The following is a 17,234-nucleotide window of genomic DNA, read 5'->3' as shown; positions in this document are numbered from 1 at the left end:
CCGAACCCGGCGGGCCGGTCGCCGCCCCGGCCCGCCGGCCGGTCTTCGGGCCGCGCCTCGCCCGGCCGTCGGATTTCCGCTGGTCAAGGGACCTTCCAGGGAATCTTTGGAGAGGCGTTAATCAGCGTGCTTCCTGGTGTGTCGTCCCCGTGCCGGTCTCGTCGCCGACCGTAGTGTTGCGCAGCGTCGCGGGCCTGTGCCCGCGGTAACAGGCGTAACGTCGGGGGGCAGCGCATGACGGCTGGCAGGGGCGAGCTCCGAGCCGGGGAGGCCGGACGGCCGGCACGGACCGAGGCGGACGCGGGGCATCGCGACCGGCCGCCGACCGGGGCTCCGTTCGACGGGCCGTTCGACGTGCCGTTCGACATCGTCGCCATGGCCCCGTTCGGGCGGACCGCCCCGCGGCTGACGGTCGCCGTCGCGCGGGCGGGCGCCCTCGGGGTGCTCGACCTCGGCGCCGACCGCGCCGCCGCGCTCGCCGCCCTGGCCGAGGTCGGCCGGTGGTGGGACGGCACGTTCGGCGTCCGCGTCCCGGCCGGTTGCGGTATCCGCCCGGCCGACCTGCCGGACGCCGTCGACACCGTCGTCATCGACGCAGCCGCCCTCGGCCTGGCCGCCCCCGGCGACGACGCCCTCGGCGGGAATCACGGACTGCCCGCCGGTGCGCCGTCCACTGGAGGCGGCCCGGGTGCGGTGTCCGCCGGCGCGCAGGGCGGCGCGCCCATCGTGGTGCCCCAAGCGCGCGGTGCGGCGGTCAAGAGCGGGCGAAGCACTTCTCCAGGCGTCCCCGAGCCCGCCTCCCCCGGCGACGGGAAGCCCACCAAGCCCAGCGTTCCGATGCCCACCCCGCCCGGCGGCGCGTCCCGCCTGGGAGGCGGTGCCGGGCAGGCCGGTCCGGCCGACGCCGACCTCGACGACGCGGGTTCGGTCCGGGTGATCCCGGCGGGCGAGCTCAGGCGCGAGCAGGCCCAGAGCACCGGACCGGCCGAGGGCGTCGTCGTGCTCGACCGCGAGGAGGCCGAGCGCCGGAAGGCCGCGCCCACCACGGCGCCGGGCCGGCCCGGGGACCGGATCGACGCGGCGGAGTTCGCGCGCGGACGGCGGCTGCTGGTCGAGGTCGTCGACCCGGCGGAGGCGGAGGCGGCGGTACGGCTGTGCCGCGAGCTGTCCGCCGACGGCGACCGCAACGGCCCGACCCTGGTCGGTCTGATCGCGCGCGGCGCCGAGGCGGGCGGCCGGGTCGGCGACCTCACCACTTTCGTCCTGCTGCAGCGCCTGCTCGGCGACCCGGCGATCAACGTGCCGGTGTGGGCGGCGGGCGGCATCGGCCCGCACAGCGCCGCCGCGGCCGTGGCGGGCGGCGCCGCCGGGGTGGTCCTGGACGTGCACTTCGCGCTGGTGCGGGAGATGGACCTGCCGGGCGACGTCGTCGCCGCGCTCACGGCCATGGACGGCGGCGAGACCCGCGTGGTGCGCGGGCACCGCGTGTACGTCCGGCCCGACCTGCCCGAGATCGACCTGGACGGCCTGGCCCCCGCGGAGATCAACGCCCGGCTCGGGGCCACCGGGCTGCGGTCGCGGCTGCTGCCGGTCGGGCAGGACGGGGCGCTGGCCGCCCCGCTCGCCGCCCGGCACGAGACCGCCGGCGGCGTCGTCCAGGCGATCCGCGAGGAGATCACCGCGCACCTGCGCGCCGCCGTGCGGGCCCGTCCGCTGGCGCCCGCCGACAATCCGCCCGGCGCGCCCGCCGGGCGCGAGTACCCGGTGGCGCAGGCCCCGATGACGGGTGTCAGCGACCGGTCGGCGTTCGCCGCGGCGGTCGCGCAGGACGGCGGCCTGCCGTTCCTGGCGCTGGCGCCGATGGACGGCGAGGAGACGCGGCGGCTGCTGGCCGACACCGCCGACCGGCTCGGCGACCGGCCGTGGGGCGTGGGCGTCCTGGGGTTCGCGCCGCCCGAGCTGCGCGAGGAGCAGCTGGCTGCGGTGCGGGCGGTGGCGCCGCCGTTCGCGCTGATCGCCGGCGGCCGGCCCGCCCAGGCCGCGTCCCTGGAGGAGGCGGGCGTCGGCACGTACCTGCACGTGCCGTCGCCGGGGCTGCTGGAGCGGTTCCTGGCCGAGGGGGCGCGCAGGTTCGTGTTCGAGGGCATGGAGTGCGGTGGCCATGTGGGGCCGCGCGCGGCGTTCCCGCTGTGGGACGCGCAGGTCGAGCTGCTGCTGCGGTGGTGCGACGACAACCCGGCCGGCGCCGCCGAGCTGTCGGTGATGTTCGCGGGCGGCGTCCACGACGAGCGGTCGGCCGCGATGGTCGCGGCGCTGGCCGGGCCGCTGGCCGCGCGCGGCGCCGACGTCCGCGTGCTCATGGGCACCGCGTACCTGTTCACCTACGAGGCCGTGGCGGCGGGCGCGATCCTGCCCGGCTTCCAGCAGACGGCGCTGAGCTGCGACGGCACCACGCTGCTGGAGACCTCGCCGGGGCACGCCACCCGGTGCGCCCGCACGCCCTACGTGCGGACCTTCGAGGAGACCCGGCGCCGGCTGGAGGCGGCGGGCACGCCCCAGCACGAGATGTGGGCGCGGCTTGAGGAGCTCAACCTCGGGCGGCTGCGCGTCGCCGCCAAGGGCCTGCGCCGCGACCCCGCCGCGCCGGCCGGCGCGTCCGCCGGGGACGCGCCGGAGCCGGTGGACCCGGACGAGCAGCGCCGCGAGGGCCTCTACACGATGGGGCAGGTGGCGGCGCTGCGGTCGGCCACCACCGGCATCACCGCCCTGCACGAGCAGGTCACCACCGGCGCCACCTGCTTCCTGGAGACGCGGGCCGTCGCGCTCGGCATCGGCGTCCCGGACGAGGAGCCGGACGCGCGGCCGGTGCCGCGGGCCGAGCCGGAACCCGGGCGGCCCGACGAGGACGGCGCGCCGCCCCTGGACATCGCGATCGTCGGCATCGGCTGCGTGTTCCCCGGTGCCCGGGACGCCGCCGAGTACTGGGCCGGCATCGTCGACGGCGCCGACCCGGCCACCGGTGCAACCGCCGGGGCGCCGCCCGACCGCGGGCTCCTGCCGGACGTGCCGTTCGACCCTCAGGGATACGGCATCGCGCCGTCGGCGGCGGCGGGCATCGAGCCGGTGCAGCTGCTGGCGCTGGAGGTGGCGGCGCGGGCGCTGGCCGACGCCGGTTACGCCGACCAGTCGTCCGACCGGTCCCGCTGCACCGTGATCTTCGGCAACGTGGACGCCGGGCGCGTCGCCGACCGCCTCGGCCTGGGCGGCTCCGCCCACGGCTCGGCCGCCGCCGCCGACCTGCTGGACGTCGCGTGCGGGCGGCTGGCGGACGGCGCCAGCGACATCGTGCTGTGCGGCGCCGCCGACGTGTTCGACGACGTGACGGCGGCGCGGCCGCAGGGCCGGTGCGCGCCGTTCGACGCCTCCAGCGAGGGGCGCGCCCCCGGCGAGGGCGTGGCGTGCGTGGTCCTCAAGCGCCTCGCCGACGCCGAGGACGACGGCGACCGCGTCTACGCGGTGATCAAGGCGGTGGCCGGGGCCGGCGACCCGCCGGCCGCCCGGCGCCCCGAGGCGCGGCGGCGGGCGGCGCGGCGCGCCTACGCCCGCGCGGACGTCTCACCGGCCCGCGTCGGGCTGGTGGAGGCCCACGGCACCGGCGACCCGGCGGACGACGCGGCCGAACTGCAGGCCCTCACGCGGGTGTTCACCGAGGCGGGCGCCGAGCCGGGCAGCGTGACGCTCGGGTCGGTCACGGCGCGGATCGGGCACACCGGCGGCGCCGCCGGGCTCGCGGGCCTGATCAAGGTCGCCTGCGCGCTGCACGCCGGCGTGCTGCCCGGCGCCCCGCACATCACCGAACCCGACCGCGCCTGGGACCCCGAGACGAGCCCGTTCGTGTTCGGCCGTCAGGCGCGTCCGTGGCCGGTGCCGCCCGCCGAGCGGTACGCGGGCCTGAGCGACGCCGGCTTCCACGCCGTCCTGGCCGCCCACGACGGCGCGCCCGAGCCGGTGTCCGGGCTGGACGCGTGGCCCGCCGAACTGTTCCTCGTCCGGGGCGCCGACCCCGCCGCCGCCCGCGACCGGCTCGACCGGCTCGGCGAGCTCGCCGCGACCGGGGCGCGGCTGCGGGACCTGGCCCGCACGTTCGCCGCCGGCGACGGCCCGGTGCGCGTCGCGATCGTCGCCACCGGGCTCGACGACCTGCGGGCCAAGCTGACCGCCGCCCGCGAGTTCCGCGCCGCGCCCGGCGTGTTCGTCGCCGGGCGGGCGGCCGGGGCCGAGCCCGGACGGGTGGCGTTCCTGTTCCCCGGGCCGGGCGGCCGGCGGCCCGACGCGCTCGCCGGCCTGTTCACCGCGTTCCCGCGGCTGCGGCGGCTGCTGCTCCTGGACGGCGGACACCACGTCGCCGCGATGTTCCCGCCCGCCGCGTTCACGCCCGAGGACGCCGAACGGCAGTGCGCGGCCCTCACCGACACCCGCGTCGCGCAGCCCGCGCTGGGCATCGCCGGGCTGGCCCTGCACCGGCTGCTGACCGAGCTGGGCGTGCGTCCCGACATGGCCGCCGGGCACGGGTACGGCGAGCTGGTGGCGCTGTGCGCGGCCGGGGTGTTCGGCGAGGACGACCTGATGGCGCTCAGCACGGCCCGCGCCGAGGCCGTCCTCGCGGCGGCCGGGGCGTCCGGCGACGGCGCGGACGGCGCCGACCCGGGGACGATGGCCGCCGTGGCGGCCACGCTCGGCGAGGTCCGCGCGGCGCTGTCGGGCATCGGGGGCGTCGTCGTCGCCAACCACAACGCGCCGCGCCAGGTGGTGATCTCCGGGACGACCGCGGCCGTGGAACGGGCGGTCGCCGAGCTGCGCGGCCGCGGCCTGCGCGTCCGTCCCGTCCCGGTCGCGTGCGCGCACCACAGCCCGCTGGTCGCGGGCGCGCCGGCCGTGTTGCGCGCCGAGCTGGGCCGCCGCGACCTGCGTTCGCCGGCCTTCCCGGTGTGGTCCAACACCACCGCCGCGCCGCACGACGGCGACCCGGGGGAGCTGGCCGCCACGCTGGCCGGGCAGGTCGCCGCGCCGATCCGGTTCGTCGAGCAGATCGAGGCAATGTACGCCGCGGGCGCCCGGGTGTTCGTCGAGGCCGGGCCGGGACGGGTGCTGACGGAACTCGTCGGGGAGATCCTCGGCGACCGTCCGCACACCGCCGTGGCGTGCGACGCGCCCGGCGGCGCCATCGAGGGCCTGCTGTGCGCGCTGGCCGAGCTGGCCGTCGCGGGCGTCCCGGTGGACGCGGCGGCGCTGTTCGCCGGGCGCGACGCGCGCCCCTTGCCCGCCCACGCCGCCGACCGCGCCGACGCGCCCCGCTGGACGGTGAACGGGCACCTCCTCCGCGCCGTCGACGGCGGGCGGCCGGCCACCGCGCCGCGGCCCGCCGAAGGCGCCGCGCCGATCACGGGAACGACCATGGATGCTGATCGTGATGTCCGTGCCGCCGAGGCCTCCGTGCCGCCGGCGTCCCTGCCGGCGCCGCCGGACGCCGACGCCACCGAGGCGGCGGTGCTGGAGTACCTGCGCGCCACCCGGGAGCTGGTCGCGGCGCAGCGCGAGGTCATGCTGCGCTTTCTCGGCGCCGCCGACGACGATCACGGGGACGACCACGGAGACGACCACACCGGCGACCACACCGAGGACGAGCCGCTGTCCGCCGAGTCGCTGGACGTGCTGCGCAGGGCGATGACGGCCACGGTGCCCGAGCCGCGGCCGTGTCCCGCGCCGGAGCCGGGCCGGCGGCGCCAGGAGGCGGAGGCGCCGGAGCGAGACGGGAGCCGGTCCCAGGCCGAGCCGCCGACGCCTCGGCCCGCGCCGGAGCCGGAGATGACGCCCGAGCACGCGCCTGAGCCTCGGCCCGAGCCGGTGGGGGCGGCGCCCGTCCGGCAGGTGGTGCGGATGGCGGACCTGCCGTCCCTGCCGATACCCCCGCAGAAGCCCGGACGGTTCGACGGCCGCCGGTTCCTGATCGTCGACGACGGCTGCGGGATCGCGCTGGAGCTGGCCGACCTGCTCGAACAGCAGGGCGCGCAGGTGCGCACGCCGCTGGAGCCGGACGCGCCGTGCGACGGCCTGATCCACCTGGCGGCGCTGCGTCCGGGCACCGGGCCGATCCTGCCGGGCGCGTACGGCGGCGTCCGCGACGCGCTGCGGGGCGGGCTGCGCTGGCTGGTGCTGGCCTCCGGCGCGGGCGGCACGTTCGGGCACGAGTTCACCGGCGGCGGCGTCGGCGACCCGACGCCCGGGGCGGGCCTGCGCGGCCTGGCGCGCACCCTGGCGCAGGAGTACCCCGAGGTGCTGGTGCGCGCGATCGACGTCGACACCAAGGAGAACCCGCGCGCGGTGGCCGAGCGCATCCTGGCCGAGCTGCTGACCGCCGACGCTCCGGTGGAGATCGGCCACGACGCCGAGGGCCGCCGCCGCACGCTCGTCGTCGTCCCGGCCGAACCGCCCGCCGAACCGCCCGCCGAACCGGGGCAGGCGAGCGGCGCCGCCGCCCGCCTCGGCCTGGACGCGGACGGCGTGGTGCTGCTCACCGGCGGCGCCCGCGGCATCACCGCCCGGCTCGCCCGCGAACTGGCCCGCGCCACCGGCTGCCACCTGGAACTGGTCGATCGCACCCCGCAGCTGCCGGGAGCGGAGGACCCGCTGATCGCGGCGGCCCCCGACGAGGCGGCGCTGCGCCGCACGCTGCTGTCCCAGGGCGTGGCCCGCACGCCCGCCGAGATCGACGCGGGCATCCGGCGGATCCTCGCCGAACGGGAGGTCCGCGCGACCCTGGAGGCGCTGCACGGCACCGCCGCGTCCGTCCGCTACCACGCGGTCGACGTGCGCGACCCGCAGGCCGTGCGGGCCGTCGTGGAGGACGTGTACGCACGGCACGGCCGCCTGGACGGCGTCGTGCACGGGGCGGGGCTGCCGGCGGACGGCCCGGTCCGCGACAAGCACCCCGAGTCGTTCGCCCGCGTCTACCGCACCAAGGTGGACGGGGCCTGTGCGCTGGCCGCCTCCGTCCGCCCGGACCTGCGGTTCTTCGTGGTGTTCGGCGGTGTCGCCGGCGTGTACAGCAGCCCCGGCCACGCCGACCACGCCGCCGCCTGCGACGCCTGCGACACCCTCGCCCGCGTGTGGCGCACCGAGCTGCGCGGCCGGGTGCTGGTCGCCGACTGGGGCCCGTGGGCCGGGGACGGCGGCGCGGCGTCCGCCGGCGTCCCGCTGATCGATCCGGACGCGGGCGTGGCCGCCCTGCTGCGTGAACTGGCGTTCGGCGACGAGGTGCAGGTGGTGTTCACCGGGACCGCCCGGTGACCGAGCCGATCGCGATCGTCGGCCTGGGGGCGGTGTTCCCCGGCGCCGGGTCCGCGGCCGAGCTGTGGCGCAACGTGCGCGCCGGGGTCGACGCGATCACCGACGTGCCCGCGCACCGCTGGGACCCCGACCTGTACTACGACCCCGCGTCCTACGGCGCGCCGGCCGGCGACGGCCTGTACTGCCGCCGCGGCGGATTCGTCGACGAGCTGGCCACCGTCGACCCGGCCCGGTTCGGGATCGCGCCCGCGGCCGTGGCCGACATCGAGCCCGACCAGCTGCTGGCGCTGCGCACCGCCGCCGAGGCGATCGCCGACGCGGGCGGCGAGGAACGGCTGCCCGACCGGTCGCGCGTTGGCGTCGTCCTCGGCCGCGGCGGCTACATCACGCCCGGCGTCGCACGGTTCGACCAGCGCGTCACCGTCGTCCGGCAACTGCTGGTCACGCTGCGGGAGCTGCTGCCGGAGCTGGACGCCGAGTCCCTGGAACGCGTCCGCGCCGCCTTCTGCGAGCAGACCGGCACGGGCGGCGGGGCGGGCGTCCTGCCCGGTTTCGCGGCCGCGCGCGTCGCCGACCGCTTCGGCCTGCGCGGACCCGCCTACACGCTGGACGCGGCGTGCGCGTCGTCGCTGCTGGCCGTCGAGCACGCGGTGCGGGCGCTGCGGTCCCGGCAGTGCGACGCGGTGCTGGCCGGGGCCGTGCACCACGCCCACCACGCCACCGTGTGGAGCGTGTTCAGCGGCCTGCGCGCGCTGAGCCCGAGCGGGCGGATCCGGCCGTTCGACCGGTCCGCCGACGGGACGCTGCTGGCCGAGGGCACGGGGATGGTCCTGCTCAAGCGGCTGGCCGACGCCGAACGCGACGGCGACCGGATCCACGCGGTGCTGCGCGGCGTGGGCGTCTCCAGCGACGGGCGCGGCGACGGCGTCCTGCGGCCCCTGGTGGAGGGGCAGGTGCTGGCGGTGCGGCGGGCCTGGTGCGACGCCGGCCTGGACCCGGCGGCGCCGGGCGCGGCCGGGCTGGTGGAGGCGCACGGCACCGGCACCCCGGCGGGCGACGCGGCCGAGCTGGAGACGCTGCTGCGGGTGTTCGGGGCGGACGGCCCGCCGCTCGGCCTCGGCTCGGTCAAGTCGATGATCGGGCACGCCATGGCCGCGGGCGGCGCGGCGGGGCTGATCAAGGCGGTGTGCGCGCTGCGCGAGGCGACGCTGCCGCCCACGCTGCACGTCGACGATCCGCATCCGGCGCTGGAGGGGACCCGGCTGCGTCCCGTCCACCACGCGACCGCCTGGGAGGGCCGGGCCGACGCGCCGCGCCGCGCGGTCGTGAACGCCTTCGGCCTCGGCGGCTGCAACGTTCACGTGATCCTCGAAGAACCGCCCGCGCACGCGTGGTTCACCGGCGTGGTCCGCCGCCCGCCCGCGCCGCCGAGGGCGGACGAGGCGACGGCGGGCGGCCGGGAGGTGCGGCTGGACCTCGGGACCCCGGTGATCCGGCTCGACGGCGCCGTGCCGCCGCTGTGCGTGGCGTCCGCCGCGGACGCGGACACGGCCGCGCCCGCCGGCGGGGCGCTGCCGCGGCTCGCCCGGGACAGTCCCGTGGTGGCCGAGATGAACGCGCTGCTGCGGGAGGCCACGGCGAGCGCGCGGACCGTCCTGCGGGCGCTGAGCACCCGCGCGGCCCTGCGGCCGGACGACGCCCCGGCGGCGACGGAGCTGACGGTCTCGCGGGTGTTCTCGCTGGCCGCGATGCCCTACGTCGCCGACCACTGCGTGATCCCGCAGCCCGCCGGCTGGCCGGAGATGTCGGACCGGTTCCCGGTCGTGCCGATCACCACCCTGCTGGAGGTGATGGCGGAGACGGCCCGCAGGCTGTGCCCCGGGCTGGTGGTCGCCGGGTTCCGGGACGTGCGGGCCCGGCGGTGGGTGGTGGCCGAGCCTGCGACCACCGCCGAGATCCGCGCGGAGACGACCGTCCCGGGGCGTCCACGCGACGGTGTGCCGCGCGAGGTGAGCGTCACCGTCGGCGACCACGCCGACGGCGTCGTGCTGCTCACCGCGGCCTACCCGGAGCCGCCCGAAGCGGCCGCCCCGCTCGCCGGGGAGGGGCCGCCCCCGGTGGACGCCGACCGCTTCTACGAGGAACGCTGGACGTTCCAGGGGCCGCTGTTCCAGAGCGTCAGCGACATCTGCGCCGTCACAGGGGAGGGCGTGCGCGGCACGTTGGTGTCACTGCCCACGCCCGGGGCGCTGCTGAACGGCGCCGGGCAGCTGTGCGGCCACTGGATACAGGTGTACGGGGAGGACAACCAGACCGTCTTCCCCACGGGCGTCGACCGGATCTCCTTCTACGGCCCGCAACCGCCGCAGGGGGAGCGCCTGGACGCCAACGCCCGTCCCCGTACGGTCACCGGCTCCACAGTGCGGTACGACGTGGAGTTGGCCCGCACCGACGGGACGGTGTGGGCGCGCATCGAGGGCTGGACGGTGCACCGCCTCTACACCGACGAGGCGTTGTGGCGGATGAGGTTCACCCCGGAGCTGACCTGCGTGGGCCGGCCACAGCCCGGGGGCTGGTGCCTGGCCCGCAGGCATTGGGACGCGGCCTCGTCCCGTGACCTGGTGATGCGGCTCTACCTGGGGGCGGCCGAGCGGGCGGACTACCACCGCCTGGCGCCCTCCGCCCGGGGGCCGTGGCTGCTCGGCCGTATCGCCGTCAAGGACGCCGTACGGAACTGGCTGTGGGAGCAAGGGCACGGGCCGCTGTTCCCCGCCGAGCTGTCCGTCCGTGACGACGACGCCGGACGCCCCCGGGTGACCGGCCCCTTCGAGACGGAACTGAACGTGGCCGTCGCGTACACGGCCCAACTGGGCGTCGCGCTCGTGCGGCCCGTCCCGCAGACGGCCCGCATCGCCGTCACCCCGATACCGGCCGGGGCGGACGCGACGGTGCTCGCCGCACGGGAACGGGCGCTGCTGGACCGGCTGCGGGCCGCGCCGGACGAGACGGTGACCGAGGTGGCGTCGCGCGTGGTGGACGGGCACGTCGTCGCCTGGACCGTCGCCGCGTACGGCACGCGCGCCAACGACAGGGGGGAGAAGTGACCATGGCAGCAGGGGACACCGCAGGGGAGCGGCCGCGCGGGCCGCGTCCGCGGCCGCCGCTGTGACCGGCCCGCCGTCATGGGAATCGTGCTGGCGCGGGGCGTGCGCTTCCACGTCGTCGACATGGGGACCGACGACGGAGAGCCGGTGGTGATGCTGCACGGGCTGTTCACCGGCAGCATCGCCACCTGGTACTTCACCGTCGCCCCAGCCCTGGCCCGCACCCGCCCGGTGCGGCTGCTGGACTGGCGGGGGCACGGCCTCAGCGAGCGTCCCCCGACCGGATACGACACCGCGACCATGGCGGCCGACCTGGCCGCCCTGACGGCCGACCTGCCCGCGTTCGCCGTCGTCGGGCACAGCTACGGCGCGGCGGTCGCGGTGCGGTTCGCCCGCGCGCACCCCGGCAGGCTCACCCGGCTCGCGCTGATCGACCCGCCGTTCACCCAGATCGACCTCAAGGCCGCCAAGGGACTCGTCCGGTTCGACGGGGAGGGGTGCCTGGCCCAGCGCGCCGCGGCGCTGGCGACCGAGACCAGCGTGCTGGCCGACCTGGCCGCCGAGTCGCTGGTGACGGCGGAGGAACTGCGCGGGCTCGGCGACCTGCCGGTGCTGACGGTGGTCGGGTCCCGCTCACCGTTCCGCCGGTCCGCCGACCTGGTGGGGCGGGCGCTGCCCGCGTCCCGCCGGCACGTGCTGGACGGCGGCCACGACCTGCACATCACGGCGCGGGCGGCGCTGACGCGCCTGCTCGCGGAATTCCTGGAGGACGCAGCAGATGCCTGAGTTTCCGGGCCACGCCCACCCGGTGGGGCGGGAGGCCGCCGCGGAACCGCTGGAGGTCTTGTCGCCGTGGCCGGCCTGCCACGCGGGCACGAAGGCGCCCTCGGCCGCGGGCGCGGACGGTGGTGTGCGGTGAGGGCGCGTCGCGTACGGGTGCCGTCGCTGGGCGCGGTGACCGCCCCCACGCCCGGCATGCCCTCCACCCGGAACAGCGCCAAGACGTCACGGTTCCTGTTCGCCGTACCGCCGCTGGCGGGCCACATCACCCCGACCGTCGCCGTGGCCGCAGAACTCACCCGGCGCGGCCACAAGGTCGCCTGGGTCGGCCCCCGCGCCGCCGTGGAGCCCCTGGCGCCGCGCAACGCCCGCGTCTATCCGGCCGGGGACGACACCGTCGCCCAGCTCCCGAGCGATCCCCGGGACGAGCCGGAGGGCCCTGCCGCCCTGCGTTCGATGTGGGAGAACTTCATCGTCCCCCTGGGGCACGCCATGATGCCCGGCGTCGACAACGCCATCGACCGGTTCCGCCCGGACGTGGTGGTGTCCGACCAGCAGGTGCTGGCCGCGCCCGTGGCCGCCCGCCTGCGCGGCCTGCCGTGGGCGACCTCGGCGGCGACGCCCTTCGAGTTCACGCGGCCGCTGCGGGACGCGCCCGAGGACGAGGAGCGGGTGCGGGAGCTGATCGGCGACTTCCAGCTCGACCACGGCATCGAGGACCTGCTCGACCCGCGTTTCTCCGACCACCTGGTGCTGGTGTTCTCCACCGGCGCGCTGGTCGGCGACGTGTCGGTCTTCCCCGACCGCTTCGCCTTCGTCGGCCCCGTCCCGCCCCGGCCCCGCGACGGCGACTTCCCCTGGGAGTGGCTGGACGGCCGCCCCGCCGTGCTGGTGACGATGGGCGCCGAGCACGGCGCGGCGGCCGAGCGGTTCCTGCGCGTCGCCGCCGAGGCCGTGGCCGCCATGGACGTGCGGGCGGTGTTCGCCGCGCCGCCCGGCGCGATCGCCGAGCCGCCGCCGAACGTGCTGGTCCGCGCCGACGTCCCGCAACCGGCCCTGCTCGAACGCATGGCCGCGGGCAGAGCGGCGGTGGTGTGCCACGGCGGTCACGGCACCGTCTGCGCGGGCCTGGCGCACGGGCTGCCGCTGGTGGTCGCGCCCATCCGCCACGACCAGCCGGTCATCGCCCGCCTGGTCGCCGAGGCGGACGCCGGGATCGCCGTCCGCTTCGGCACGGCCACGCCGGTCGAGCTGCGCGCCGCGCTCGGCGCGGTGCTCACCGACGACGTCCACCGGGCGGCCGCCGCGCGCGTCCGGGACTCGTTCGCCGAGGCGGGCGGCGCCGCCGCGGCCGCCGACCGGCTGGAGAAACTGGCGTGATCTGGCTGCCGCTCGTCGTCGCCGCCGGGCTGCTGGCCAACGCGCTGCGGCTGCGCCGCCGGCTGGGGGCGCTGCCCCGCCTGCCCGTGTCGGGGCGGCGCGGGCGCTCCCTGCGCTGGGACGGCTCCTACGACACCGACACGCCCGGACACGACGAGTCCTACGGGCTGCTGCTGGCGGAGGGGGCCGTCGTCTCCGGACAGTTGCGACGCGCCGCCTGCGCCTACGCCCGCCACCACGGCATCCAGGTTTTCGACCTGATCCCACGGGACCTGCCGGTAGAACGCGCGCTGGACCTGGCCAGGGGAGCCGACCGCCACGCCTACAGAACCGACCCGCTGGCCCTGGGCCACGGCGCCGGATACGCCACCGTCGTCGACGAGGACCTCCTGCAACGGACCGGGACCCGGCCCCGCGCGCTCGACCCCGGCGAATACGGCGCGGTGACCCTGCGCCTACGCCAGTACGCCCGCGCCCAGGAGGGCGACGTCTTCGCGGCCGATCTGGCGGTCGTGCCGAGTCGCGTGCCCAGGCGGGTCCCCTCCTGCGCGGGACGACGGGCCTGGCTGCGTGGGCTCGGCGTCTCGGTGCGGTGGACGGTCGGCGCGTCGATGACGAGCTACGCCCTGGTGCTGGCGTCGCTGGTCGTCGCGCCACGATGGGGGGCGGTGACGGCGGCGGTCTACTGCGCCGTCCCCTACCTGGTGTTCACCGGCGTCCCCGTCTCGCCCCGGGACCTGCACCGGATGGCCCTGCTGCGGCTCGTCCTCACGCCATGGAACTGGTGGCGCACCCTGGCGGAGGCGCCCTGCCCGTGGGAACGGCGGCGTGAGCAGACCCTGGCGGACGCCCACGAGTGGTACGGCACGGCCCTGGCCGACGGGGTGGAACGGTTCTTCCACCCCCGCCGGGACGACTGCCCCTGGTGCGGCGCCCGCGCCGTACAGCCCCACATGACCACCGACGACGTGATCCAGGCGAAGCCGGGCCGGTTCACGCTCGACCGCTGCCGGGAGTGCGGCCACATCTTCCAGAACCCCCGGCTCAACACCGTCGGCCTGGAGTTCTACCGGCGCGACGTCTACGACGGTCTCGCCGCCGAATCCGCCGAACACGCCCTGGCCGCCCAGCGCCGTGTCCACACAGCCCGTGCCGACATGGCCGTCGCCGCCCACCTGGCCCCGCGCGCATGGCTGGACGTGGGCACCGGCCACGGCCACTTCTGCCGCGCCGCACGCGCCGTCCTGCCCGACACCGAGTTCGACGGGCTGGACACGGGCGACGGCGTGCAGGAGGCGGCCGCACGCGGCTGGCTCCGCCGTCCCCACCGCGGCGCCCTCACCGACCTGGTGGACGAACTGGCCGGACGTTACGACGTCATCAGCATGCACCGCCACCTGGAACAGGTCCCCGACCCGGCCACCGAACTCGACGTCGCCATCAAGATGCTCCCGCCCGGCGGGCACCTGCTCGTGGAACTGCCCGACCCCGAATGCCCGGCCGGGCGGCTCCTGCGCCGGTTCTGGGCGGGGTGGCTGCAACCCCGCCACCTCCACCTGATCCCCATCGGCAACCTGGAACGCGCCCTCACCGCGCGCGGCATGCGCATCGTCGCCCGCCAGCGGCGCCGCGCCCACCAGCGGCACGACCTGGCGTCCGCCGCGCTGATCGCCCTGCAGGCGTTCGGGCCGCCGCCCGGCCGTCCCTGGGCGCGCCGGGCGCGTGCGTCGGCACGGGTCAGGTACGCGATCGCCGTGGCGGGCGCGCGCCCGCTGGGGGCCACCGCCGCGCTGCTCGACCGGCTCTTGGCGCCGTTCGTCCCCGGCCCCGGGAACACCTATCGCGTGCTGGCGCGCAAGGACGAGGGCTGATCAGATCTTCGGGGTGAACGGGCGGCGGTACTCCGGGTCGCCGGGACGCTCCCGGGCGCGCAGCGCCGTCTCGACCAGTTCGATCGCCTGGAGCAGCGCCACCATGCGGGCGCCCTCCTTGCGGTAGGTGTCCAGGACGGCCTCCACCCCGTGCGGCGGCACCAGGTCGCCCAGCTCGACCCGCGCGGTGCGGAACCCCTCCCGCGCGGCGTCCACGGACGCGCTCACGTGGTGCCGGGCCATGCGGGCCAGCGCGATCGGGTAGCGGCGCAGGACCCCGTAACGGCGGTACTCGGGCGGCACGAGTTCGAGCAGCCACGTCATCGCCGTGTCCTCGAAGCGCTCGGTTCCCGGCGGGTGCACCTGGGCGGGCCAGCCGGGCGGAACGTACGTGCTCACCGTTCCACGATAACCCGTTATCGAACGCGTGTTCGATGGGGTGTCAGGAGGAGGTCGCGCCGTCCGACTCGGACTGCGCCGCCGAGCCGTCGGCGGACCCCTTCGCGGACCCGTTGGCCGACCCGTTGGCGGACCCGTTCGCGGGCTCGTCGCCGCCGTCCGGGCCCGTCCCGGAACGCCGGATGCGGATCTTTCCGGTGCTCAGGTCGTCGCGGCCGCCGCCCGCCTGCAGACGGTCGTCGTGGCGGCGCAGCTTCTGCTGCTCCTGCTCCTCGACCTTGACCCGTTTCGACCCCTCGAACACGGTGGCGAGGTCCTCGAACATCGCCCCGCCGAACCCGGCGCCCGTCTGGCCGTCCCCGCGGATCGCGCCCATCAGCGACTTCTTGCCGGTGCCGTCGGTGGGCCAGTCGACCACCTCGTGCTGCTCCGGCTTGGGCCTGGCCTTGGCCTGCGCGCGGTCGGCGGCACGGCCCTTCAGGCGCCCGCGCCGGCGGCGGAACGGCGACTTCACGTGAACACTCTCGCGGAACCCCCGCGCACCGGGCGCGCGTCGCTGACCCGCGCACCGGGAACCGTGCGGTTACGGCCGTGCACGCCACCTCCAGTGGTGGAAGAGAAAACTGGTTCGTCCGAGCCTACGTGGTTCGTGCCCACCAGGCCCGTCTCGTACCGCCGAGACCACGGATTTTCCACGATAACCGGTGCCCGGGGGTGAGCCGCGTCGGCTCGGCCGGGAGCCGCCCGGGACGGTAGCCTGCGGACGTGCGTCTGTCCCATGTCATCCAGGTCCTCGACGAGATCTACCCGCCCGCGTGGGCCGAGTCCTGGGACGCCGTCGGGCTGGTCTGCGGCGACCCCGACCAGGAGGTCGGCCGGGTGCTGTTCGCCGTCGACCCCGTGGCGGCCGTCGTCGACGAGGCCCTGGAATGGGGCGCCGACCTGCTGGTCACCCACCACCCGCTGCTGCTGCGGCCGGTCCACGGCGTGGCCGCCACCACCCCCAAGGGGCGGCTCGTCCACCGCCTGATCAGGAACGGCACGGCCCTGTTCACCGCGCACACCAACGCCGACGTGGCCGACCCGGGCGTGTCGGACGCGCTGGCCCGCGCCGTCGGCCTGACCGGGGAGCTGCGCCCGATGGTCCCCGCCGCCGACGATCCCCGCCGCGGGCTCGGCCGCGTCGGGGAACTGCCCGCACCGCTGCCGCTGCGGGAGTTCACCGCCCGCGTGGCCGCCGGGCTCCCCGCCACCGCCTGGGGCGTGCGGGCCGCGGGCGACCCCGGCCGTCCCGTCCGCACCGTGGCCGTCTGCGGCGGGGCGGGCGACTCCCTGCTCGACACCGCCCGCGCCCTCGGCGTCGACGTCTACCTCACCGCGGACCTGCGGCACCACCCGGCGTCGGAGTTCGCCGAGCACGGCGGCCCGGCGCTGGTCGACGCCGCGCACTGGGCGACCGAATGGCCGTGGCTGGCCGACGCCGAACGCCGCCTGCGCGCCGCCGTGGCCGCCCCGGACGCCACGGAGGCCGCGCGCAAGCTGGAGACCCGGGTGTCCACGCTCGTCACCGACGCGTGGCGCCTGCACGACGAAGGAGCAAAGTGAAAGCCGCACCGCAAGCCCAGCTGCGCCTGATCGACCTGCAGGAGCTGGACACCGCCCTCGACCGCCTCGCGCACCGCCGCCGCACGCTGCCCGAGCTGGCCGAGATCGAGCGCCTGCAGGCCCGCGTGCGCGAGCTGCGCGACGCCGTGGTCGCCGCCGAGACCGAGATCGGTGACCTGGACCGCGAGCAGCGCAAGGCCGAGCAGGACGTCGAGCAGGTCCGGGCACGGGCCGAGCGCGACCAGAAGCGACTGGACTCCGGCCAGGTCTCCTCCGCCAAGGACCTCAGCGGGCTGCAGGCCGAGATCGCCTCGCTGCAGCGCCGCCAGTCCGACCTGGAGGAGGTCGTCCTGGAGATCATGGAGCGGCGGGAGGAGGCCGAGGGCCGGGCCGCCGCGCTGCGCGCCGACCACCAGGCCGCCGAGGCCGAGCTGGCCGAGGCCGTCCGGCGCCGCGACGAGAACTGGCAGCGGATCGACGAGGAGGCCGGGACCACCAGCGCCGCGCGCACCGCCGTCGCCAAGGACGTCCCCGCCGACCTGCTCGGCCTGTACGAGAAGCTGCGCGGCCAGTTCGGCGGGGTGGGCGCCGCCAAGCTCTACCGGGGCTCCTGCCAGGGCTGCCACCTGGCGCTCAACACCGTCGACCTCAACCGCATCCGCGGTGCCGCGCCGGACGAGGTGGTCCGCTGCGAGGAGTGCCGCCGCATCCTCGTGCGCACCCCCGAGTCGGGGCTGTGAGCGCGCCC

Annotated in this window: 9 protein-coding genes; 7 read left to right on the top strand and 2 right to left on the bottom strand. The window is 77.1% G+C overall.

Annotated features, from left to right (window positions below; all coding sequences use genetic code 11):
• The first annotated feature begins 234 nt into the window (after positions 1 to 234).
• From ABD811_RS14910 to ABD811_RS14890, 5 genes are all read left to right on the top strand, one after another.
• On the top strand, positions 235 to 7,347 hold the full coding sequence (locus ABD811_RS14910) for an SDR family NAD(P)-dependent oxidoreductase (RefSeq protein ID WP_344946954.1): 7,113 nt from the start codon (positions 235 to 237) through the stop codon (positions 7,345 to 7,347).
• On the top strand, positions 7,344 to 10,451 hold the full coding sequence (locus tag ABD811_RS14905) for a polyketide synthase family protein (protein WP_344946951.1): 3,108 nt from the start codon (positions 7,344 to 7,346) through the stop codon (positions 10,449 to 10,451). The genes ABD811_RS14910 and ABD811_RS14905 overlap by 4 nt, the downstream gene beginning before the upstream one ends.
• Before the next feature lie 78 nt (positions 10,452 to 10,529).
• Positions 10,530 to 11,237, top strand: coding sequence for an alpha/beta fold hydrolase (locus ABD811_RS14900; protein ID WP_344946948.1), 708 nt, complete (start codon positions 10,530 to 10,532; stop codon positions 11,235 to 11,237).
• A 129-nt stretch (positions 11,238 to 11,366) separates the two neighbouring features.
• Positions 11,367 to 12,611 carry a glycosyltransferase gene (locus tag ABD811_RS14895; protein ID WP_344946946.1) on the top strand — a complete coding sequence of 415 codons (1,245 nt, stop codon included), beginning with the start codon at positions 11,367 to 11,369 and terminating at the stop codon, positions 12,609 to 12,611.
• Complete coding sequence (locus ABD811_RS14890; RefSeq protein WP_344946944.1) at positions 12,608 to 14,482, top strand: class I SAM-dependent methyltransferase; 1,875 nt, start codon at positions 12,608 to 12,610, stop codon at positions 14,480 to 14,482. Before ABD811_RS14895 ends, ABD811_RS14890 begins: the two co-directional genes overlap by 4 nt.
• On the opposite strand, the gene ABD811_RS14885 is transcribed toward ABD811_RS14890, so the two are convergent.
• Together ABD811_RS14885 and ABD811_RS14880 are read right to left on the bottom strand one after the other, a co-directional pair.
• The gene (locus ABD811_RS14885) at positions 14,483 to 14,881 is read right to left on the bottom strand and encodes a hypothetical protein (protein ID WP_344946942.1); all 399 of its coding nucleotides are present in this window, start codon (positions 14,879 to 14,881) and stop codon (positions 14,483 to 14,485) included.
• A 43-nt stretch (positions 14,882 to 14,924) separates the two neighbouring features.
• Positions 14,925 to 15,395, bottom strand: coding sequence for a DUF6191 domain-containing protein (locus tag ABD811_RS14880; RefSeq protein ID WP_344946940.1), 471 nt, complete (start codon positions 15,393 to 15,395; stop codon positions 14,925 to 14,927).
• 251 nt (positions 15,396 to 15,646) lie between these two features.
• Between ABD811_RS14880 and ABD811_RS14875 the strand changes: the two genes are divergently transcribed.
• The gene (locus ABD811_RS14875) at positions 15,647 to 16,486 is read left to right on the top strand and encodes a Nif3-like dinuclear metal center hexameric protein (RefSeq protein WP_344946938.1); all 840 of its coding nucleotides are present in this window, start codon (positions 15,647 to 15,649) and stop codon (positions 16,484 to 16,486) included.
• Positions 16,483 to 17,226 carry a zinc ribbon domain-containing protein gene (locus ABD811_RS14870; RefSeq protein ID WP_344946936.1) on the top strand — a complete coding sequence of 248 codons (744 nt, stop codon included), beginning with the start codon at positions 16,483 to 16,485 and terminating at the stop codon, positions 17,224 to 17,226. The genes ABD811_RS14875 and ABD811_RS14870 overlap by 4 nt, the downstream gene beginning before the upstream one ends.
• The last annotated feature ends 8 nt before the right edge of the window (positions 17,227 to 17,234 follow it).

This window comes from Actinomadura miaoliensis (assembly GCF_039536785.1).
GTDB lineage: Bacteria > Actinomycetota > Actinomycetes > Streptosporangiales > Streptosporangiaceae > Spirillospora > Spirillospora miaoliensis.
This window is presented reverse-complemented; position numbering and strand designations above follow the sequence as displayed.

What these genes read in the sequence shown, in the direction of transcription:
- ABD811_RS14910 (WP_344946954.1), top strand. Translation starts at nt 235, where the DNA reads ATGACGGCTGGCAGGGGCGAGCTCCGAGCCGGGGAGGCCGGACGGCCG.
- ABD811_RS14900 (WP_344946948.1), top strand. Translation starts at nt 10,530, where the DNA reads ATGGGAATCGTGCTGGCGCGGGGCGTGCGCTTCCACGTCGTCGACATG.